General features: G+C 75.0%; 16 protein-coding genes. 14 read left to right on the forward strand and 2 right to left on the reverse strand.

Annotation, left to right across the window (positions count from 1 at the left end; translation table 11 throughout):
* Positions 1 to 4 precede the first annotated feature (4 nt).
* Entirely contained in the window at positions 5 to 1828 is a 1824-nt protein-coding gene (aspS, locus tag ACFY0I_RS06535) for an aspartate--tRNA ligase (RefSeq protein WP_388891055.1), read from the reverse strand.
* Positions 1829 to 1963: 135 nt separating this feature from the next.
* Here aspS and ACFY0I_RS06540 point away from each other — a divergent pair, with 135 nt between their 5' ends.
* From ACFY0I_RS06540 to ACFY0I_RS06600, 13 genes are all read left to right on the forward strand, one after another.
* Positions 1964 to 4147, forward strand: coding sequence for a SpoIIE family protein phosphatase (locus tag ACFY0I_RS06540; protein WP_388891794.1), 2184 nt, complete (start codon positions 1964 to 1966; stop codon positions 4145 to 4147).
* Positions 4148 to 4184: 37 nt separating this feature from the next.
* Entirely contained in the window at positions 4185 to 5291 is a 1107-nt protein-coding gene (locus ACFY0I_RS06545) for an AI-2E family transporter (RefSeq protein ID WP_388891058.1), read from the forward strand.
* A 184-nt stretch (positions 5292 to 5475) separates the two neighbouring features.
* A complete protein-coding gene (locus ACFY0I_RS06550; protein ID WP_388891061.1) occupies positions 5476 to 5895 on the forward strand; it encodes a helix-turn-helix transcriptional regulator in 420 nt (139 codons plus the stop codon).
* Between the two features lie 58 nt (positions 5896 to 5953).
* Entirely contained in the window at positions 5954 to 6139 is a 186-nt protein-coding gene (locus tag ACFY0I_RS06555) for an LxmA leader domain family RiPP (RefSeq protein WP_388891063.1), read from the forward strand.
* A 159-nt stretch (positions 6140 to 6298) separates the two neighbouring features.
* Complete coding sequence (locus ACFY0I_RS06560; RefSeq protein WP_388891065.1) at positions 6299 to 7264, forward strand: LLM class flavin-dependent oxidoreductase; 966 nt, start codon at positions 6299 to 6301, stop codon at positions 7262 to 7264.
* Entirely contained in the window at positions 7261 to 7947 is a 687-nt protein-coding gene (locus ACFY0I_RS06565; RefSeq protein WP_388891068.1) for a flavoprotein, read from the forward strand. The genes ACFY0I_RS06560 and ACFY0I_RS06565 overlap by 4 nt, the downstream gene beginning before the upstream one ends.
* A complete protein-coding gene (locus ACFY0I_RS06570) occupies positions 7944 to 8879 on the forward strand; it encodes a hypothetical protein (RefSeq protein WP_388891070.1) in 936 nt (311 codons plus the stop codon). Before ACFY0I_RS06565 ends, ACFY0I_RS06570 begins: the two co-directional genes overlap by 4 nt.
* Positions 8876 to 12043: an insulinase family protein gene (locus ACFY0I_RS06575; RefSeq protein WP_388891072.1), complete on the forward strand. Its 3168-nt coding sequence runs from the start codon at positions 8876 to 8878 to the stop codon at positions 12041 to 12043. The genes ACFY0I_RS06570 and ACFY0I_RS06575 overlap by 4 nt, the downstream gene beginning before the upstream one ends.
* Positions 12040 to 13194: a class V lanthionine synthetase subunit LxmK gene (gene lxmK, locus ACFY0I_RS06580; RefSeq protein WP_388891074.1), complete on the forward strand. Its 1155-nt coding sequence runs from the start codon at positions 12040 to 12042 to the stop codon at positions 13192 to 13194. Before ACFY0I_RS06575 ends, lxmK begins: the two co-directional genes overlap by 4 nt.
* Positions 13191 to 14258: a T3SS effector HopA1 family protein gene (locus ACFY0I_RS06585; RefSeq protein WP_388891076.1), complete on the forward strand. Its 1068-nt coding sequence runs from the start codon at positions 13191 to 13193 to the stop codon at positions 14256 to 14258. Before lxmK ends, ACFY0I_RS06585 begins: the two co-directional genes overlap by 4 nt.
* Positions 14259 to 14317: 59 nt before the next feature.
* On the forward strand, positions 14318 to 15115 hold the full coding sequence (locus tag ACFY0I_RS06590; protein ID WP_388891078.1) for an ABC transporter ATP-binding protein: 798 nt from the start codon (positions 14318 to 14320) through the stop codon (positions 15113 to 15115).
* Positions 15091 to 16668: a transporter gene (locus tag ACFY0I_RS06595; protein ID WP_388891080.1), complete on the forward strand. Its 1578-nt coding sequence runs from the start codon at positions 15091 to 15093 to the stop codon at positions 16666 to 16668. The genes ACFY0I_RS06590 and ACFY0I_RS06595 overlap by 25 nt, the downstream gene beginning before the upstream one ends.
* A gap of 38 nt (positions 16669 to 16706) precedes the next feature.
* A complete protein-coding gene (locus ACFY0I_RS06600) occupies positions 16707 to 18656 on the forward strand; it encodes an ABC transporter ATP-binding protein (protein ID WP_388891082.1) in 1950 nt (649 codons plus the stop codon).
* Positions 18657 to 18700: 44 nt separating this feature from the next.
* On the opposite strand, the gene ACFY0I_RS06605 is transcribed toward ACFY0I_RS06600, so the two are convergent.
* Positions 18701 to 19696, reverse strand: coding sequence for a pirin family protein (locus ACFY0I_RS06605; protein ID WP_388891085.1), 996 nt, complete (start codon positions 19694 to 19696; stop codon positions 18701 to 18703).
* Between the two features lie 133 nt (positions 19697 to 19829).
* On the opposite strand from ACFY0I_RS06605, the gene ACFY0I_RS06610 reads away from it, so the two are divergent.
* Positions 19830 to 20285: a hypothetical protein gene (locus tag ACFY0I_RS06610; RefSeq protein ID WP_388891087.1), complete on the forward strand. Its 456-nt coding sequence runs from the start codon at positions 19830 to 19832 to the stop codon at positions 20283 to 20285.
* The last annotated feature ends 111 nt before the right edge of the window (positions 20286 to 20396 follow it).

Here is a 20396-nt window from a genome sequence, read left to right on the forward strand (position 1 = left end):
GGGTTCAGCCGCGCGGGGAGCCCGCGTCAGGGATGACCGCGTCGGAGACGGGACGCTCCGAGGCCTTGGTCTCGACCGGCTTGCGCAGCGCGATGTTCAGCTCGCGCAGGCGGGTCTCCTCCAGCACCGTCGGGGCGCCCATCATCAGGTCCTGGGCGTTGCCGTTGAGCGGGAACGCGATGGTCTCGCGGATGTTCGGCTCGTCGGCCAGCAGCATCACGATGCGGTCGACGCCCGGGGCGATGCCACCGTGCGGCGGGGCGCCGAGGCGGAACGCGCGCAGCATGCCCGCGAACTCGCGCTCGACGGTCTCGGCCTCGTAACCGGCGATCTCGAAGGCCTTCAGCATGACCTCGGGCTCGTGGTTGCGGATGGCGCCGGAGGACAGCTCGATGCCGTTGCAGACGATGTCGTACTGCCAGGCCAGGATGTCGAGCGGGTCCTTCTCCTCCAGGTCCTTCATGCCGCCCTGCGGCATGGAGAACGGGTTGTGCGAGAAGTCGATCTTGCCGGTCTCCTCGTCCTTCTCGTACATCGGGAAGTCGACGATCCAGCAGAAGCGGAAGACGTTCTCCTCGAACTGGCCCGCGCGCTTGGCCGCCTCGACGCGGACGCCCGACATGATCTTGGAGACCTCGTCGAACTCGCCGGCGCCGAAGAACACCGCGTGGCCGGCCGCGAGGCCGAGGCGCTCGGTGAGGACCTTGACGTTCTCCTCGGTGAGGAACTTGGCGATGGGGCCGGTCAGGGCGCCCTCCTCGCCGACGCGGACCCAGGCCAGGCCCTTGGCGCCGAGGGAGATCGCGTACTCGCCGAGGCCGTCGAAGAACTTGCGGGGCTGGGCGGCCACGTCCGGGACGGCCAGCGCGCGCACGTGCTTGCCGGCGAACGCCTTGAACTCCGAGCCCTCGAACACGTCGGTGATGTCGACGAGCTCCAGCTTGGAGCGCAGGTCGGGCTTGTCGTTGCCGTACTTGAGCATCGACTCGCGGAACGGGATCCGCGGGAAGGGCGAGGTGACCTCGCGGCCCTGGCCGAACTCCGTGAAGATCTCGGTCATCAGGCGCTCGATCGGCTGGAAGACGTCCTCCTGCTCGACGAAGGACATCTCCACGTCGAGCTGGTAGAACTCGCCCGGCGAGCGGTCGGCGCGGGCGTCCTCGTCGCGGAAGCAGGGCGCGATCTGGAAGTACCGGTCGAAGCCGGAGATCATCAGCAGCTGCTTGAACTGCTGCGGCGCCTGCGGCAGGGCGTAGAACTTGCCCGGGTTCAGACGCGACGGGACGACGAAGTCACGGGCGCCCTCGGGGGAGGTCGCGGTGAGGATCGGGGTCGCCATCTCGTTGAAGCCGAGCGCCACCATCTTCGAGCGGATCGACGCGATCACGGCCGAGCGCAGCATGATGTTGCGGTGCATGCGCTCGCGGCGCAGGTCGAGGAAGCGGTACTCCAGGCGGCGCTCCTCGTTCACCCCGTCGTCGGTGTTGATGGTGAAGGGCAGCGGGGCGGACGCGCCGAGCACCTCGACGGCGGTGACCTCGACCTCGACCTCACCGGTGGAGAGCTCGGGGTTCACGTTGTCGGCGCCGCGGGAGACGACCTTGCCGTCGATGCGGACGACGGTCTCCTTGGTGACGCTGCTCAGCGCCTCGTTCGCGGCGGTGCCGGGACGGGCGACGAGCTGCGTGATGCCGTAGTGGTCGCGCAGATCGATGAAGAGGATGCCGCCCAGGTCTCGACGATTGTGGAGCCAACCGCTCAGCCGGACGTCGGAGGCGACGTCGGAAGCACGGAGCTCGCCGCACGTGTGGGACCTGTACCGATGCATCAGTCATCCAGTTCTACGCGATACCAGGGAGGATTCAACCGTCCCCAGGTTACCGCCCGGGCGGTGACGGCGTGGGCGCGCCCGGAGAGGGCGGCGAACAGGCAGGTCCATGGGATGACCTGTAAAGATGACCGGGTGCGCACCGAGGACGTCCTGGCCGCCATCGCCACCGGCCTGTGGCGATGGGACAACGCCTCCGGGAAGGTCACGCTCGACGGCGAGGCCGCCCGGCTGCTCGGGCTGCCCGCCGAGCCCGTCGTACTGCCCGAGGTCGCCGTGCGGTCGCGGTTCCATCCGGTGGACTGGAACGAGATCAACGGCATCATCAACCTGGCCGTCGCCGAGGACACCCTCGCGGAGGCCCGTCTGCGGATCATGGACGAGGACGGCCGGGTCCTGCGCACCGTGCGCAGCCGCTCCAAGCCGCTGGAACGCCGCACCCCGGACGGCCTGGTCGACTTCGAGCTGATCGGCACCCTCCAGGAGATCGCCGAGCCGCAGCCCGGCACGACCGCCGCGCACACCCCGATCACGGGCGACTGGCGGCGCTCGCGCGAGGCGTTCCTGCTGGACGCCGGCCGGGCGCTCGCCGAGGCGCGCTCCACGTCGGAGGTGCTGCGGGTGGCGGCCTCGCTGTCCATGCCGGGGTTCAACCCGGACGGGCTGGCGGTCTTCGGCGTCGAGGGAGACCGGCTGTCGGTCATCGGGCACCACGGGCAGGGGCCCGGGGACGAGGGCCCCTTCACCGACATGGGGCTGGAGACGGACTACCCGGCCGCGGAGGTCGTCCGGACCGGGCGGGCGATCTACCTGCCGACCCCCGAGGACTACAAACGGCGCTTTCCGGCCGCCTGGCCGCTCGCCCAGCGGTTCGGCAGGGTCTCCTGGGCCTTCCTGCCGCTGATCGTCGCCGGGCGCACCATGGGCGCCTGGATGGCCGCCTTCAAGTACCCGGTGTCCTTCTCGCCCGACGAGCGGTCCGTGCTGACGACGGTGGCCCGGATGCTGGCCCAGGCCCTCCAGCGGGCAGGGGTGGCCGAATCCGAGCGGGAACTCACGACGGGGCTCCAGCGGTCGATGATGCCGCAGCTGGGTCCGGAGGTCCCCGGGATGACGATCGCGGCCCGCTACGTCCCGACCGGCGGCGGGCTCCAGGTCGGCGGCGACTGGTACGACATGATCCCGCTGCCCTCGGGCCGCTTCGCGCTGGTGATCGGCGACGTCCAGGGGCACGACGTACGGGCCGCCGGGCTGATGGGCCAGCTCCGGATCGCGGTCCGCGCGTACGCCTCCGAGGGCCACCGGCCGGACGCCGTGCTGTCGCGGGCCTCCCGCTTCCTGGCCGGGCTGTGTTCCTCGCAGGAACGCGAGGAGGACGCCGGTCAGGACACCGGCCCGCGCTTCGCGACCTGCCTGTACGTGGAGTGCGACCCGGAAACCGGAATGCTGGAGGTGGCCCGCGCCGGCCACCCCGATCCGGCCGTCCGGATGACCGACGGCACCGTACTGATGCGGCCGACGGCGGGCGGGCTGCCGCTCGGGATCATCCCGGACCCCGACTACCCGACGACCCGGTTCGCCCTGGAGCCGGGCGAGACGATGATGCTGTGCACCGACGGGCTCATCGAGACCGGCGGGCACGACCACGACACGGGCTGGGCCCGGCTGCGGGCGATCCTGGAGTCCGAGCCCGCGCGGCCGGCGGGCGGCGACGCGAGCGCCCCGGGCTCGGCGCACCTGGAGCGGATGGCGGACCTCCTGGTCCAGGCCGTGCACGGGCCGTCCTCGCACCACACCACGGGGCCGCTCGCCGACCGCCGCGAGGACGACATAGCGGTGGTGCTGCTGTGCCGCGAGGGCTCGGGCTGCGGCTGCGGCACCACGGACGCGCACCCGGCGCGGCCCGCCCGGCGCACCATGCTGACCGTGGCCCAGGCCGAACCCGGCCGGATCGCGGGGGCCCGCCGGCAGATCCGGGAGCTGCTGCACGACTGGGCGGACCCCGACCAGGTGGACTCGGCGGTGCTGATGGTCTCCGAGATGGTGACGAACGTACTGGTGCACACCGACGGCGACGCGCTGCTGGTCGCCGAGGCGGCGGGTGACCTGGGCACCCGGCGGCTGCGCGTGGAGGTGGCCGACGGGAGCGACGAGCTGCCCCACAAGCGGCAGCCCGGCGAGATGGCGTCGAGCGGGCGCGGGGTGCTGCTCATGGAGATGCTCGCCGACGACTGGGGCGTCGATCCGCGGGGCGAGGGCAAGTCCATCTGGTTCGAGTTGCACGAACGGTCCAAGCCGGACGCCGACGCGCTCGACTGAGCCGGGCCGGCGCGGGCCACCGTGGTTCGATGCAGCGGTGCCGACCCCGACTCCGCTGCTGCCCGAGGCCGTACGGCGGCTCGCCGCCTGGTGCGCCGTCGTCCTGCTCGTCACCGCCGTGCTCGCCGTCGTCGTGTGGCTGTGCCACGTCCTGCGGACCGTCGTCACGCCCGTGCTGCTCGCCGTGCTCGGCACGGCCCTGCTCGGGCCGATGCACCGACGGCTGATCGGCATGAAGGTCAACCGTTCGCCGGCGGCGGCGCTGACCTGCCTCGCCGTGGTCGGGGTGGTGGGCGGCGCCTCGTACATCGTCGTCCTCGCGCTCATCGAGACGGGCGACCAGATCGTGGATTCGCTCCAGCGGGCCGGCCGGAGCCTCGCGGAGCACTTCGGGGCGGTGGGCACCTCGTTGGAGGACGTCGCGAAGAACTCCCGGGACCTGCTCTCCAAGTTCGGCGGAACGGCGGCCTCCGGGGTGGTCTCCGGGATCGGCGTGGTGGCGACCATGCTGGCGACGGCCCTGCTGGCGCTGGTGCTGATCTTCTTCTTCCTGCGCGACTCCGACCGGGCCGTGGGCACCCTGCGCTCGGTGGTCCCGGTCCGCTCGGGCGACCTGATGGAGGCGATGGGCCGGCGCGCGTTCGTGGCCGTCGAGGGGTTCATGCGCGGCACCACCTTCGTCGCGCTCGTCGACGCCGTGCTGATCGGCATCGGCCTGCTGATCCTGCGGGTGCCGGGCGCGCCGGGCCTGGCCGCCCTGGTGTTCGTGACGGCGTACATCCCCTACCTCGGCGCCTTCCTGTCGGGCGCGGTCGCGGTGCTCGTCGCCCTCGCCGACCGGGGCTGGGTCATCGGCCTGTGGGTGCTCGGCGTGGTGCTGCTGGTCCAGATGATCGAGGGGTACGTCCTCCAGCCGATGGTGCAGAGCCGCACGGTGCAGATGCACCCGGCGGTGGTCATGCTGGCCATCACGGCCGGCGCGAGCGTCGCCGGCATCCTCGGCATGCTGCTCGCGGTGCCGCTGACGGCGGCGGCCTTCGGGGTGGTGTCCGAGCTACGGGCCCGGTACGGCGCGGCGGCCCCGGCGACATCGGGGCCGGCGGGGACGGCGGGGACGGGGCCGACACCGGCGGCGGGGGCCTGACCCGGACGCCCGGCCGCGGGGGCGTCAGCGCAGGTCAGATCGGTGTTCTGAGGGGCCGTCGGCTTTCCTTGGCGTGTGAGGTGTCTCACCCACCGGGATTTTGCCCTCCCGTTACCCGATGCATACGATCGCATTTCGAACAGTCCATCGGGGGAGAGTGACTGCTTTGCACACCATGGAATCCGTGCGCCCATCCATCGCCGACCAAGTGCCTGACCAGCACGCCGAGTTGACGAAAATGGACGGCCACGACACGGGAACCTGCGACTGCGCCCAACTGCGCGGCGCCGTCCACGATCCACGGGGGATCGGGACGCTCACCGGGCGCGAGCGCCAAGTGCTCGCCCTGCTCGGCCACGGCATGCCCAACCGGCTCATCGCCCGACAGTTGGGCGTCGTGGAACGGACCGCGAAGGCCCACGTGGCCAGCATCGTGGACAAGCTCGGCGTCAGCTCCCGGCTCGAAGCCGCGCTGATGGCCCACCTGCACCACCCGCTCCTGTGCACCGGGCACGTTGTCCCGAAGGACACCACACCAAGGGACAACTCCCCATCGGACAACACCCCAAGGGCCAATACCCGCACCTCCGGGCTCGGTTGTTGACTGGGGAACACCCCGCCGGAACCTCAGGCGGGCGTTTCCCAATGATCCGGAGAGCACAATGCAGAAGATCGAGAACGTCAGCGTCATGGAGCTCGTCGGTGGCTTCGAGGCCTACGCCGACGCCGCCGAGCTGAACTTCGAGGCGTCGGCCGACGCCCCGGCGATCACGCCGACCATCACCACCATCGCCTACACCAAGGTGAGCGTCGCCGCGACCGCCGCGTCCTTCAAGTGGGGCTGCTGAACCAGCGGTAGGGGCGGCCGGTAACGGCTGATTCCGAGCGGTCCTGGGCGCGAGCAAGGCGCCCAGGACCGCCGCAGCCCCATGCCCCGGGAACACCCGGGGCCGGGCACCGCCCATTCTTTCCTGCCCTTCCCTTCCGCGACTCCCGGAGGTGCGGCGATGAGCCGCAGCGTCTCTGTTCTGCTGCCCATGGTCCCGACCCGCGCGGAGCACGCGGCGCCGTTCGCCGCGTTCGTCCAGTGGCGGGGAGCGCGGGCCCTGTGGCACGGACAGGCCCTCCACAACGAACAGCACCAGATACTGGCCCAGTTGAGCGGCATGGGGCTGGGCGTCCCCTTCGGGATCGGCGTCTCGCTGATGCCGCTGCGCCATCCCGTACAGGCCGCCATCGAGGCCCGCACGCTCGCCGCGGCCTCCGGCCACCCGATCACCGCGGGCTTCGGCCCCGGCGCACGCGCCTTGCAGACGATGGTGCTCGGCGAGCCGTACAAGAGCCCGCTGACCGCCTGCCGCGAGTACCTGAACATCGTCCGCGCACTCCTCGACGGCGACGAGGTCGACCAGCGCGGCGACTACTTCTCCTGCACCGGCTCCCTACCGCCCGCGCCCGCGCCTGCCGTCCGGGTCGGACTCGGGGTGCTGCGCCCCGGCATGGCCCGGGTCGCCGGCGGGAGCGCGGACGTGGCGATCACCTGGCTGACCCCGCCCGCGTACGTGCGCGACGTCATCGTGCCCGCGCTGCGCGAGGGCGCCGAGGCCGCCGGACGGCCGGCGCCGCGCGTCGTGTCCGTCGTCCCGATGGCCGCCGCGGCCGACGGCAGGAACCCGCTGACCGCACTCGCCACCGGCAGCTCCGACCACTTCGCCGCGCCCCACTACCGGGACATGTTGACCCGCGCCGAGGTGCCGGTCGACCCCGCGGACCCGACCGCCACCGCCGCGGGCCTCCTCGCCATCGGCGGAGCCCTGACCGGCGACGCCGCGGAGATGGCCGCGGGCATCGCCGCGTACCACGCGGCGGGCGTGGACGAGGTGGTCCTCAACAACGTCGGGGTCGCCATGCTCGAGGGACCCCGGGCCGTACTGCGCGACCTGGACGCCCTGTTCACCGGGAACGGCTGGTGAGCGCGGTGACCGAACGCACGGGAGACGGCGGGGCCGGCGCGGGCACCGGGGGCGACACCGGGGCCACCCGGGCCACCGGGGTCGCCGCGCCGGCCGAGCCCGCCGGGCTCGGGTTCACCCGGTTGTTGCTCGTCGCCACCGGTTCCGTCTCCGCCGCCGAACTGCCCTCCTGGATCGCCTGGTTGCGCGCCACGCACCCCGAGCTGGAGATCCAGACCGTCCTCACCCGCAGCGCCCAGCGCTTCGTCACCCGCGAGTCCCTCAACCTGCTCACGGGCCGCCGCACCATGGTCGACGCCTGGCCGGAGGAACCCGTCCTGCGCGCCCCGCACGTCGACCTGACCGCCTGGGCCGAGGCCGTCCTCGTCCACCCGTCGACGTTCTCGTACACCGCCCGCCTCGCCCTCGGGCTCGCCGACAGCCCCTCGCTGCTCACCGCGCAGTGCACGGCGGCGCCCGTCGCCGTCGCGCCCGCGCTGCCGCCCGGTGGCGTACGCAGCCACGCCTTCCACCGGCACGTCGAGTCCCTCGCGGAGCGCCCCAACTGCGTCGTCGTACCGCCTGTGCCGGCGCTCAGCCTGACCACCGGGCGCACCGACAGCTGGGCCGCCGCCCCGCTGCCCGACGTGCTCGACGCCCTCGGCGCACTGCACCGCCGGCTCGCCACGGAGCCGACGCCATGACGGCGGCCCCGGACACGGCTCAGGGCCCGGTCGTCGTCGACGCCTACGCCACCGGCCTGCTCGCCACCACCGTCACCGCCCTGCCCGACGGCGGTCACCACTGGCTGCGCCGGCCCGGTGCGCGGGCCCCGGAACCCTTCGCCCCGCTCACCCCCCGCCTGCGCGCACTCGTCGAGCGGACCTCCCCCGGCCCCGGCACCCGCCTGCTGGTCGGGGCGCCGGCGCCGGACGGCGCCCGGACGTACGCCGCCCCCGGCCCGTACTCCGTGGCCCACTGGCTCATCGCCGGCGGCGGCCCGCACGCCGTCCCCGGCGGCCCGCGCGCGCTCCACGACGCCCTCCGCGAGGTCGGCGCGCTGCTCGCCGCGCTGCACGCCCGGCCCGTCCCCGCGGAGGCCCGCCGGCCGGCCCGCGCCGCCGTCCGCCTCCACGCCTGGTTGTCCGGGCGTACGACCGCCGGCGGCGCGGTCGCCGCGGACCTGCTGGACGGGGCCGCCGTCGGCCCCCTGCGCGCCTGGGCCGCCGAAGCCGCCCGCCCCGCGACCGGCCACGTCCTGTCGCACGGCGCCCCGAGCCTCGGCTCGCTCGTCCCCGGCGCCGCCGGGGACGCCGCGGCCGTGCTGCTGACCGGCGAGGACCTGTGCGCCGCGCCGGCCCATGTCGACCTGGGCTGGATCGCCGGCGAACTCGCCGAGTTCCGCTGGCTGCTGGGCGCCGCCGGCGACCCCCGCGACTGGCAGCAGCCGCTGGACGCCCTGCTCGACGGCTACGGCGCCGACTCCGCTCCCGCGCGCGACGGCTGCCTGCGCGGCGCCGCCCTGCGCATCGCGCTCCACGCGCACGACACGGCCGCGTACGTCCCGGACGGCGCCGACACGGCCCGCCTGTACGGCGTGCTCGCCACCACGCTCACCGAAGGAGCGTCCGCATGACCGGCATCGGGACCCGCGCGACCGGCCGGACCGGCCCGCGCCGGCTGACCCTCCGCAACGGGCTGCGCGTACTGATCGACACGACGGCGACGCCGGTCGGTCTCACGGCCGTCGCGGTGCACTACGGCGTCGGCTTCCGCTCGGAGCCCGAAGGCCGCGCCGGCGTCGCCCACCTGCTGGAGCACATGATGTTCGAGGGCAGCGAACGCCACCCCGGGCGCGCCTACTTCACCGCCCTCGTGGCCGCCGGCGGATCCGCCGAGGGCACCACCCACCAGGACTACACGGACTACGTCCACGTCGTTCCCACCGCCGACCTGGAGCGCGCACTGGCCGCCGAGGCCGACCGGATGCGCGCCCCCCTCTTCACCGCGGACTCCCTCGCCGAACAACTCGCGGGCGTGGAGGCCGAGATCAGGGCCGCCGTCCACGACGCCCCGCTCGGCGGGCTGCCCTGGCCGCTGCTGCCGGCCCTGCTGTACAACCGTTGGGCCAACTCCCACGACGGCTACGGCGACCTGCCCGAACTCGCCCGCCTGACGCCCGGGGACTGCGCCGACTTCTTCCGCGCGCACTACGCCCCCGGCAACGCCGTCCTCACGGTCAGCGGCGCCGACGACCCCGACCGGGTCGCCGCGCTCGTCACCCGGCACTTCGCCGCCGTGCCGGCCCGGCCGGCCTCCGATACCGCACCCCGCCCGGTCCTGGCAGAACCCCCGCTCGCCACGGACCGGGTGGGCGTGCACACCGTGCCCGGGGGCGGCGCCGTCAGCCTCGGCTACCGGCTGCCCGACCCCGCGACCGACCTCGACGGCTACCTCGCCCGGCTCGTGGTCGCCCGACTGCTGGCCGTACCCCCCGTGGACGCGGGCTGCGGCTTCTTCGGGCCGCTGGACGCGCTCGACCCCGACACCCTCGTCATCACCCTGCCCGCCGCCGACGAGGACGGCGTACGGGAGGCCCTGCGCCGGGTGGACGACGCGCTGCGGGTCCTCGCCGACGCCGCCGACGCCGAGGTCCGGCAGGCGGCGGGCCGGCTCGCCGCGGACCACCTGCGCGCCCACCACGCGGCGGGCCCCCGGGCCCGCGCGCTGGGCCGGCTGGAGATCCTCCTCGGCGATCCCGCGCTCCTCGACGCCCTGCCCGAGCGCCTGCGGACCCTGGACCCGGACCGGGTCCGGGCAGCCGCCGGCGCCCTGTCCGCCGACCACCGCGCGGTCCTGGCCCTCCTCCCGGGCGGCGCCCCGACCCCGTTCCGCGACCTGACAGCGCCTCCCCGCCCCACCCCCCCGGCCCCGCTCCCGGGGCCCGCCCCGACACCCGGCGCCACCACACGTCCCGCCGTCCACACCTCCGGTGCGCCGGCCCCGCAGCCCGGCGCTCCCGGCACGCCCGCCCCGCAGCCCGGCGCTCCCGGCACGCCCGCACCACAGCCCGGCGCTCCCGGCACGCCCGCACCACAGCCCGGCGCTCCCGGCACGCCCGTACCGGCATCCGGAAGCACTGCCACGCAGGCGGCCCCGACGCCCGAACCCACCGCGCCGGTACTCGGCGCCCCCGCCCCGCCCCCCGCGCCGACGCCTCCCACCTCCGCCGCGCCCGCGCCGGAGCCGGAGCCGGAGCCGGAGCCCCGCGGCTTCGCTCCTACGTCCGGCCTTGTCCCCGCGCCCGCTCCGGAACCCCGCGACTTCGCGGCCACTCCCGGTCCCGGTCCCGCGCCCGCGCCCGCGTCGGAGCCTGGCGACTCCGTTCCCGCGCCCCACTCCGCCGCCACGCCCGGCCCCGCCGTCGCGCCGGAGCCCGCGCCCCGCGACTTCGGCCCCGCGCCGGAGCCGGCGCCCCGCGACCCCGCCGCCGGGTCGGTCCCGGACCTCGCCCCGCTGCCCGCCCCGGCCGCGGCAGCGCCCCGGTTGCGGGCGTTCGGGTCCGCCGAGAGCGGGGTCGGGGGTGGGCGGGCCGGGGGTGAGCCCGTCGTCGCCGCCGTGCGGGACGCCCGGGTGCCCCTCGTGGAGTTCCGGCTGCGGCTGCCCGCGCCCCCGACCGCCGCGCCCGCCGACCGGGAGCGGCTCGCCCTGGTGCTCGCCGACCGCTGGGCGGCCCGCTTCCCCGCGCGCGGGTCGGTGTCCACGACCGTGGAGGGCGGCGCCGTCCTGCTCGACGCCTGGCTGCCCGCGCCCGTCCCCGACCCGGTGGTGTTCGCCGACCTGCTCGGAGTCCCGCCCACGGCCGCCGAGCTCGCCGACGCGGAACCGCGCGCCCGGGCCCGCATGGGCGGCCGGGTGAGCAGCCCGACCTGGCTCGTCGAACAGGCCCTGCGACAGCGGCTCCTGGCCGGCGGCCCCGCACCGGGCGGCAGCGGCTCCACCCCGCCCCCGTACGCGGGCGGCGTCGAGCTCACCGCCGTCGGCGACCTCGATCCCGACGCCTGGGTCGCGGCGGCGACCGCCGCCCTGCGCCCCGGGACCGCCGCCCTCACCCCGCCGCCCGGACCGGCCCCGGCGTTCCCGGCCGCCACCGAGGGCCTCGCGCTGCTCACCCTGCCCCCGGCCCTGCCCGCGACCGTCGCCCACCTGGTGTGGGCCACCCCCGAACCGCCCCCGACCGGGTCGTTCGCCGCGCGCTGGCTCGCCGTGTCCGTGCTCGGCGGGGGCCAGCCCGGCGCCCGGCTCGCCGCGCTGCGCACGCCGCAGGCCCCGTACGGCTTCACCTCGTACGCCGGCCGCTTCGGCGACCACGCCGGCACGGGGCCGCTCGTGCGGATCCACGCCCAACTACCGCCCGACGGGGCCGTCGAGGCCGCCGCCCTGATCCGCGCGGAGCTGCGCCGCACCGCGACCGAGCCGCCCACCGCCGGCGAGGTGGACGCCGCCCGCCGCTACTGCGCGGGCCAGTTCGCGCGCATGCCGCAGTCCCAGTCCTCGTTCGCCGACCAGTTGAGCGCCTGGCTCGCGACCGGCCGTCGGACCGCCGAACTCGTCGGCTTCCCCGACGCCCTGTACGGGGCGCCGGCAGCCGAGGTGGCCCGTGACTGCGCCCGTCTGTTCGCCCAGCCCGCCTATGCCGGAGTGCTCGCCGCACCGGCGGCCGACCCGGCCCCTTCCGCCGACCCGGCCCGTTCCGCCGACCCGGCCGCTGCGGCCCTCCCGGCCGAGGAGACCCCGTGACCCGCACCATCACCCTCACCCCGCCCCGCACCGAACTGCGGTTCCAGCCGGTCGACCTCGACGGCGTGCCCGAGGTCGACGCCCTGCTGCGGCGCCTCGGCACGGGCCCCTTCGACCGCGCCGACCTCACCGCGCTGCCCGGCCGCAACGACACCTGGGCGGGCCGCACGACCGGCGGTGCCCGCGTGTTCGTCAAGCGGCTGACCGGGCCGCCGCAGGACGTACGGGCCCGGATGGGGCGCGCGCTCGCCTACGAACGGATCGTCGCGGACGCTCCCGCCGACGTACTGCGCGGACCCGCGCTGCTCGGCAGCGACCCGGACGCCGGGCTGCTCGCCTTCGACTACCTCCAGGACGCCCGCAGCGGCGCCGAGTTGATGGCCGACCAGGAGTTCACGCCGGAGCTCGCGCACCGCGCCGGCATCGCCCTGGGCCGGCTGCACGCCCGCCCCGTCGGGCCGGGCGACGACCTGGAGCGCGGCACGCCCGTCCTGCCCTCCCCGGAACTGCTGGAGGCGCTGCCCGCCGCCGTGTTCGAGGAGCTCAGCGGCGCGGAGCTGGAGACCTGGCGGCTGTTGCAGAACGACGCCCCGCTGATCGCCGCCGTGCACCGACTGCTCGCCGACGAGCAGGCCGCGCCGCGCGTGCCCGCCCACTGCGACCTGCGGATGGACCAGTTCCTCGTCACCGGCCGGCCCGGCCCGGACAGCCGGCTGCACGTGGCCGACTGGGAGGAGTTCCGCCTCGCCGACCCGGCCCGCGACGTGGGCGGATTCGCCGGCGAATGGCTGCACCGCGCCGTCCACGACATCGTCACCACCCGCGGCGACGCCGACACCGCCGCCTTCGCCGGGCTGTCCATGACCCGCGAGACCGTGCTCGCCCGCGGCGCGGAGAAGCTGACCCGACTGCGTCCGGTCGTCCAGGAGTTCTGGCGCGGCTACCGCACGGCCCGGCCGGACGCCGATCCGGGCCTGGCCGAGCGGGCCACCGCCTTCGCCGGCTGGCACCTGCTGGACCGGCTGCTCGCCGGGGCCGCCCGTTCCAACCGGCTGCTCGGCATCGAGCGGGCCGCCGCCGGCATCGGCCGCACGGCCCTGCTCGACCCCGCCCGCTTCACCCACGTCGTCGGACTCGGAGACGCCTCGTGACCACCGCCGCAGCCACCGCCCCAGCCACCACCGGGGCCACCGCCACCGCCCCCACCGCGTCCGCCGACGCCGCCCTGGCCCCCGCCCTCGCCGACGCCCTGGCCGGCATCCACCTCTCCGCCGACGGCCTCACCGCCACCGTCGGCCCCCGCACCATCGAGGGCGAATCCACCCGCGAACTCCAGCAGCGGCTGGGCGCGGGCCTGTACGAGGTGTTCCACACCGGTCGCGCCGAGGCCGACACCCGCCCCCGCCGCATGGCGCCGCGCGACCACGGCTTCGAGCGCGAGCTGGCGGCGGCGCTGCCGCACCACGAGATCACCCGCACCGGAATCCTGCTCGGCGCCCCGCGGACGCCGACCGGCATCGGAGCCTCGCCCGCACCCGAGGCGCCCGCGCCCGAAGCGCTCGTGTCCTGGGACGGCGTCCGCGTGCGGGTTCCCGTGGACCGGCTGACCGCCGACGGCCCGCTCGTGCCCGGCGCCGAGGTGCGCAGCCCCGCCTCCCCCGCCCGGCCCGCCCTCTCGCCCGGGTTCTTCTACGCCATGGGCTCCCGCGAGCCGCGCTTCGGCGACGAACTGCTCCGGGTCTACGTCCACCTCACCGATCCCGCCCGGGCCCCGTACGTCTGGGGCGCCGTACTGGCGCGCCTGGAGGCGGCCGGAGCCGGCTACCACGCCAAGGTGCTGTCCGGTCCGGCCGACTACCCCCGTCGCGACGCCCTCGTCGTCTACCTGGGCGCCGAGTCCTGGGGCGCCTGCCACACCGTCGCCGACGCCGTCCGCGACCTGCCCGGCACCGGCCCCGACACCTCGGTCTTCGCCCACCGCCTCGGCCCCGCCGCCGCCGTGGCCTGGGAGCCGGCCGACCCCCGCCCCGGCGCGGGCGGACTGAGCTTCGGCCAGCACCGCGCGGCGGCCCTCGCCGAGGCCGCCGTACGGGCCGCCGCGGCAGCCGGGTCCGACACCGACGCCGACCCCACGCGCTCCGCGTTCGCCGGCGCCGGCATCGACCCCGGCGCCCCCTACCGGAACCTGGCCTCCCCGGACCTCCCCGCCCGCTGAGCGGGACGGCCCCGCGGGCCTCACGTCCCCCCACCCCCACCCAGCCGGAAGGCAGCACGATGCACCACCCCCCCGAAGGCGAAACGGTCCCGGCGGCCGTGGAAGTACGAGGGCTCCGCAAGGAGTTCGACGGCAAACCGGCCGTCGCCGGAGTCGACCTCACCGTCCCCCGGGGCAGCTTCTACGGCCTCGTCGGCCCCAACGGCGCCGGCAAGACCACCAGCCTGTCCATGATCACCGGTCTGCTCCGGCCCGACGCCGGCACCGTCCTCGTCGCCGGGTACGACGTCTGGCAGGATCCGTACGAGGCCAAGCACCGCATCGGCATCCTGCCCGACGGCCTGCGCCTGTTCGAGCGGCTCTCGGGCCGCGAACTTCTGCGCTACACCGGCCGTTTGCGGGAACTGCCCGCCGCCGACACCGAGGCCCGCGCCGAGGAACTGCTCGACGTGCTCGGGCTCACCGAGGCCGGCGACAAGCTCGTCGTCGACTACTCGACCGGCATGCGCAAGAAGATCGGCCTGGCCGCCGCGCTGCTGCACAACCCGCCGGTGCTCTTCCTCGACGAACCCTTCGAGAGCGTCGACCCGGTGTCGGCCGAGACGATCCGCGAGGTGCTGCGCCAGTACACCGCGACCGGCTCGACGGTGATCTTCTCCAGCCACGTCATGGAGCTCGTGGCGGCCCTGTGCACGCACGTCGCCATCATGGCCAAGGGCAACGTCGTCGCCGACGGCACCCTCGACGAGGTACGGGCCGGCCGCAGCCTCAACGAGCGCTTCATGGAACTGGTCGGCGCCCCCGCCGGGAAGGCGAAGGGGGGGAGCCTCGCATGGTTGGGGTCTTCGTCGGGCTGAAACTCGCCCTCCTGCGCAGCAGTCTGCGCCGCAGCACCGGCCGCGCCGTGGGCTTCGTCGTCGGCTCGCTCATCAGCCTGATCGGCGCCTGCTGGGTGGCCGTGGGCCTGGCTCGGGCCCAGGGCGAACCGGAATCGGCCGACTTCGCCGTCCTCACCCTCGCCGGCCTGGCCGTCGCCTGGCTGGCGCTGCCGCTGTCCTTCGGCGCGGGCGGCGACGAGAGCTCCGATCCGACCCGGCTCGCTGTGCTGCCCGTACGACCGCGCCGGCTGATCACGGGGGCCACCGCCTCCGCGCTCGTCGGCCCGGGGCCGCTGTGCACCCTCGTCCTCATCACCGGAGCCGTCGTCGGCGCCGCCGGGGGCGCCTTCGACAGCGTGCCCGGCGCGCTCGTCACCGTCCTCGCCGTGCCGCTGGCGCTGCTGCTGTGCGTGGTCGCCTCCCGGGCCGTACTGGCCGCCTTCGCGCGGGCGTTGACCGGCCGGCGCGGCAAGGACGCCGCCGCCCTCGGCGGCCTGCTGACCGCCGTCGGCGGGTACGCCGCCTACCTGCTGCTGACCACGGCCGGCTCCGGCCTCGCGCTGCCGCCCGTCGTCGTACGGGTCCTGCGCTGGTCCCCGCCGGGCTGGCCGGCCGACGCCGTCCGGGCCGCCGCCGACGGCCGGACCGGCACCGCCCTGCTCGAACTGGCCGGGACCGCCGCCCTGATCGGCCTGCTGATGGTGTGGTGGCACGGCTCCCTGGCCCGCCTGATGACCACGACGGACTCCTCGACGGCCCGCGCCGGCGAGGTCCGCGCCGCCCGTACGACGGGCCGGCGGGCCCGGCTGCTCGCCTCCAGCCGGACCCTGCTGGTCGCCCACCACCAGCTCAGCGCCTTCGCCCGGTCCCCCAGGCACCGCATGACGATGATCGCGGCGCTGGCGTACGCGGTGCTGTTCCCCGTCGTGATGGTGCCGATCGGCGGGCGGACCCCGTACGTCGCCGTCGGCGGTGCCTGGGTCTTCGGACTGACCGTCCCCGGCGTGCTGTTCGCCCTCGACGGCTCCGCGATCTGGAGCAACATCGCCACGCTGCGCACCGTGGCGCAGGCCCGCGCCGAACTCGTCGGCCGGCTGCTCCCCCAGCTGGTGTTCATCGTGCCCTGGCTGACCGCCGTGGGCTGCGGCGTCGCCCTCGCGACCGGGCGCACCGACCAGCTCGCCGCCGCGCTCGGCGTCACCTTCGCGCTGCTCGGGGTGACGCTCGCGCTGGGCATGGTCATCAGCGTGTTCCGCCCCTACCCGTACCCCGAGGACCCGTGGAGCGTGAGCGCGCCCGGCCAGAGCGGCGGCTACCACCTGGCGAACTTCTGCGGCTCGCTCATCGGGGTGGTGGCGATCGCCCCGGTGATCATCGGAGCGATCGCCCTGGACGGCTCCGCGTCCTCCTGGCTGATGCTGCCGCTCGGGACGGCGTACGGGCTGCTGGCCGTCCTGGTCACGCTGCGGACCATGGGGCGGCGGCTGTTCGAGAAGGCGCCGGAGATCCTCACCGTCCTGCGGATGTCCTGACCCACCGACCCGACGAAGGAACGAAGGAAGCCACCACGATGAAGGCCGGCACGACGAAGGGCGACGCGATGGACGCGGACGCGGCGACGGGCGACGCGGTCCCGGTCGAGGCCGACACGGCCGACACGGGCACGGCCGACGCAGGCACGGCCGACACAGGCACGGCCGACGCCCGAGCGGTCGACGCCGCCGGGCCCGGCGCGACCCGCACCCTGCTGGAGCACGCCCGCCCGCACCGCAAGGCCCTGATCGCCGGCGCCGCACTGAGCGCGCTCGGCGGGATCAGCGGCCTCGCCCAACCCCTGGTCGCCAAGTCGTTCGTCGAGGCGCTCGCCGTCGACGGGTCCGTCGCCCGTCAGGTGCTGCTCCTCGCCCTGCTGATCGTGGGCGGGGCCCTGACCAGCGCGTTCGGCATGTACACCGTGGAACGGGCCGCCGAGAGCGTGGTGTTGGGCGCCCGCCGGCGGCTGATCTCCCGCCTGCCCCGGCTGCGCGTCGCGGACCTGGACCGGCGCCCGCCCGGCGACCTCATATCCCGGGTCACCGCCGACACCACCCTGCTGCGCGAGGCGGCGACCAACAACCTGGTCGACACCCTCATCGGCTCCGTCACCCTGATCGGCATGCTGGTCCTGATGGCCTGGCTCGACGTCGTGCTGTTCCTCGCCGTGCTCGGCGTCGTCCTCGCCATCGGCGGGTGCACCGCCCTGGTGATGCCGCGCATCGCGCGGGCGAGCAAGGAGGCCCAGGAGGCCCTCGGCGAGCTGGGTTCGGGGCTGGAGCGACTGCTCGGAGCGATCCGTACGGTGAAGGCCAGCGGCGCCGAACAGCGCGAGAGCGCCGTCCTGGAGGGTTCGGCGCGGGGTGCCTGGCGGGCGGGCCTGCGGGCGGCCCGCTGGGGCGCGGTGGCCGGCACCTCCAGCGGCCTGGTCGTGCAGTTGGCGTTCCTGACGGTGCTGGGCCTGGGCGGGGCGCGCGTCGCGAACGGGTCGATGAGCGTGGCCTCGCTGATCGGCTTCCTGCTGTACCTGTTCTACCTGGTGGGGCCGGTCGCCCAGTTGGCGAGCGGGATCAGCGGCCTCCAGGTGGGCACCGCGGCCGTCCGACGCATCCACGAGGTGCTGGAACTCGCCCCGGAAGAAGGGGAACCGGAAGAAGGGGAAGGGGAGGCGGAGGTACCCGACGCACGGACGGCACGCGAGGGCGACACCACCGGGGGAGGCGCCGGGATCGTCTTCCGGGACGTCGTCTTCCGCTACCGCGAGGACGGCCGGCCCGTCCTGGACGGGGCCGACTTCGAGATCCGACCCGGCGGGCTGACCGCCGTCGTCGGCCCCTCCGGCACCGGCAAGAGCACGCTGTTCGCCCTGCTGGAGCGCTTCTACGACATCGACGGCGGCAGCGTCACCGTCGACGGCCGCGAGCTGCGCGACTGGAACCCGGCCGCACTGCGCCGCACCATCGGCTACGTCGAACAGGACGCCCCGGTCCTGGCGGGCACCCTGCGCGACAACCTGATGTTCGCCGCCCCGGACGCGAGCCCGGACGAACTCCGGCACGTCATGGAACAGGTCCGCCTGACCGCGCTCGTCGACGCCCTGCCCGAGGGCCTCGACACCGAGGTAGGCCACCGCGGCACGGCCCTGTCCGGCGGCCAGCGCCAGCGCGTGGCCATCGCCCGCGCGTTGCTGCGCCGCCCCCGGCTGCTGCTGCTCGACGAGGCCACCTCGCAGCTCGACGCGCTCAACGAGAGCGAGCTGCGCGAGGTCATCGCGGACATCGCGCGCACCACCACCGTCCTGGTGATAGCCCACCGCCTGTCCACGGTGACCGGCGCACGCCGCATCCTCGTCCTGGAGGACGGCCGCGTGAGCGCCTCGGGCACGCACGCCGAACTCCTGCGCGAGGGCGGCCTGTACGCCCGCCTGGCCGCCACCCAGACCCTCGGCGGCGACGACCACCGGGCCGCGCATCCGACCGCCGGCTGACGGTCGGGCCGGGCTCCCGGGATGCCGGGAGCCCGTCGGAGGGGTCAGTCCTGGTCGGCCTCACCGGCGCCGCGGTGGCCGAGGCCCGTGCGCTGCGTCGTCGGGATCCGGCCGAGCCGGCCCGCCTGGAAGTCGTCGAAGGCCTGCTGGAGCTCCTGCCGGCTGTTCATGACGAACGGCCCGTAGTGCGCCATCGGTTCCCGGATCGGGCGACCGCCGAGCAGCACGATCTCCAGCGCGGGCGCGTTGGAGTCCTGGGACTCGTCCGCCCGGATGGTGAGGGAGCCGCCCTCTCCGAAGACGGCCGTCTGACCCTTCTGGATCGGACGCCGTTCCTGGCCGACCGAACCGCGCCCGGCCAGGACGTAGGCGAGGGCGTTGAAGTCCGCGCGCCACGGGAGGGTGATCTGCGCGCCCGGGGTGACGGTCGCGTGGATCATCGTGATCGGGGTGTGGGTGATGCCCGGGCCCTGGTGTCCGTCCAACTCACCGGCGATGACGCGGAGCAGACCGCCGCCGTCGGGGGTGGTGAGCAGCTGGACCTGGCCGCCGCCGATGTCCTGGTAGCGCGGGGGCATCATCTTGTCGGAGGCCGGCAGGTTGACCCACAGCTGGAGGCCGTGGAACAGACCGCCCGACACGACGAGGGACTCCGGCGGGGCCTCGATGTGCAGGAGGCCCGCCCCGGCGGTCATCCACTGCGTGTCACCGCCGTTGATGACTCCGCCGCCGCCGTTGCTGTCCTGGTGGACGAAGGTTCCGTCGATCAGGTAGGTGACGGTCTCGAAGCCGCGGTGGGGGTGCCACGGGGTGCCCTTCGGCTCACCCGGGGCGTACTCCACCTCGCCCATCTGGTCCATCATGATGAACGGGTCGAGGTGCTCGTAGTTGATCCCGGCGAACGCGCGGCGCACCGGGAACCCCTCGCCCTCGAATCCCGTCGGAGCCGTGCTCACGGCCAGCACCTTGCGGGCGGCGGCCGTCTGCGGCTCGGCCACGCGCGGAAGGGTCAACGGGTTCTCAACAGTCACTGCGGGCATGGTCAGGACCTCCTTCTGCGTCGAGTTTAGTTGAAACTCGAACTTTCTGCCACACCCGGCCACAACGGGAGGTGCGTCGGGATAATTCCCGCGCCGCGCCAACCCTTGCGCCCGGGGGCGCGTCCTACCGGACGTGAGCAACCTATTCACTTATGACGACGTCTCCGGCGACGGCGTTCCGGAGGAAACCCGCAGGCAGGGGCCCCTGTGGCGGCACGCCCTGTGGGTGGTGGGGATGGCCGTCGGCGCGGTGGCGGCCGGTTGGATCGCTGCGGCCTTCCGCCTGGGGCCGGCGGAGTACGGCATTCCGAGCGCGGCCCCCGGCTCCCCGTGGGGCCTCCTCGCCTGGTGCCTCGGCGCCGGACTCGTCGCCTGCGCGCTGCTGCGCGGCACGGCCGCGCGCATCCCCGTGTACGCCCCCGGCCGCGTCGGCTTCGTCCTCGTGTTCCTCGGGACCCGGCTCGCGCTCGGCTTCCGCCCGCAGGCGCCGGTCCTGGCCGCGGGGGTCGCGGCCGCGGTGGCGGTCGCCCTCGCCTGGTGCGCCGTGGCGGCGGTGACCCACCACCGCCACGGTCCCGACCGGACCTGACGTCGGCGCCGGGGCGGGGCCGTGCGGCCGCCGGGACCCCCGTACCCGGCGCCGCACTCCCGCAGCACCGATGTTCGACCCCGCCCGGCCGCCGCCGCGAACCTTTCGGCG

The sequence above is a fragment of the Streptomyces sp. NPDC001568 genome (assembly GCF_042893755.1).
Classification (GTDB): Bacteria; Actinomycetota; Actinomycetes; order Streptomycetales; family Streptomycetaceae; genus Streptomyces.

What these genes read in the sequence shown, in the direction of transcription:
- aspS (WP_388891055.1), bottom strand. Translation starts at nt 1,828, where the DNA reads ATGCATCGGTACAGGTCCCACACGTGCGGCGAGCTCCGTGCTTCCGAC.
- ACFY0I_RS06555 (WP_388891063.1), top strand. Translation starts at nt 5,954, where the DNA reads ATGCAGAAGATCGAGAACGTCAGCGTCATGGAGCTCGTCGGTGGCTTC.
- ACFY0I_RS06560 (WP_388891065.1), top strand. Translation starts at nt 6,299, where the DNA reads ATGAGCCGCAGCGTCTCTGTTCTGCTGCCCATGGTCCCGACCCGCGCG.
- ACFY0I_RS06570 (WP_388891070.1), top strand. Translation starts at nt 7,944, where the DNA reads ATGACGGCGGCCCCGGACACGGCTCAGGGCCCGGTCGTCGTCGACGCC.
- ACFY0I_RS06575 (WP_388891072.1), top strand. Translation starts at nt 8,876, where the DNA reads ATGACCGGCATCGGGACCCGCGCGACCGGCCGGACCGGCCCGCGCCGG.
- ACFY0I_RS06590 (WP_388891078.1), top strand. Translation starts at nt 14,318, where the DNA reads ATGCACCACCCCCCCGAAGGCGAAACGGTCCCGGCGGCCGTGGAAGTA.
- ACFY0I_RS06595 (WP_388891080.1), top strand. Translation starts at nt 15,091, where the DNA reads ATGGTTGGGGTCTTCGTCGGGCTGAAACTCGCCCTCCTGCGCAGCAGT.
- ACFY0I_RS06600 (WP_388891082.1), top strand. Translation starts at nt 16,707, where the DNA reads ATGAAGGCCGGCACGACGAAGGGCGACGCGATGGACGCGGACGCGGCG.
- ACFY0I_RS06605 (WP_388891085.1), bottom strand. Translation starts at nt 19,696, where the DNA reads ATGCCCGCAGTGACTGTTGAGAACCCGTTGACCCTTCCGCGCGTGGCC.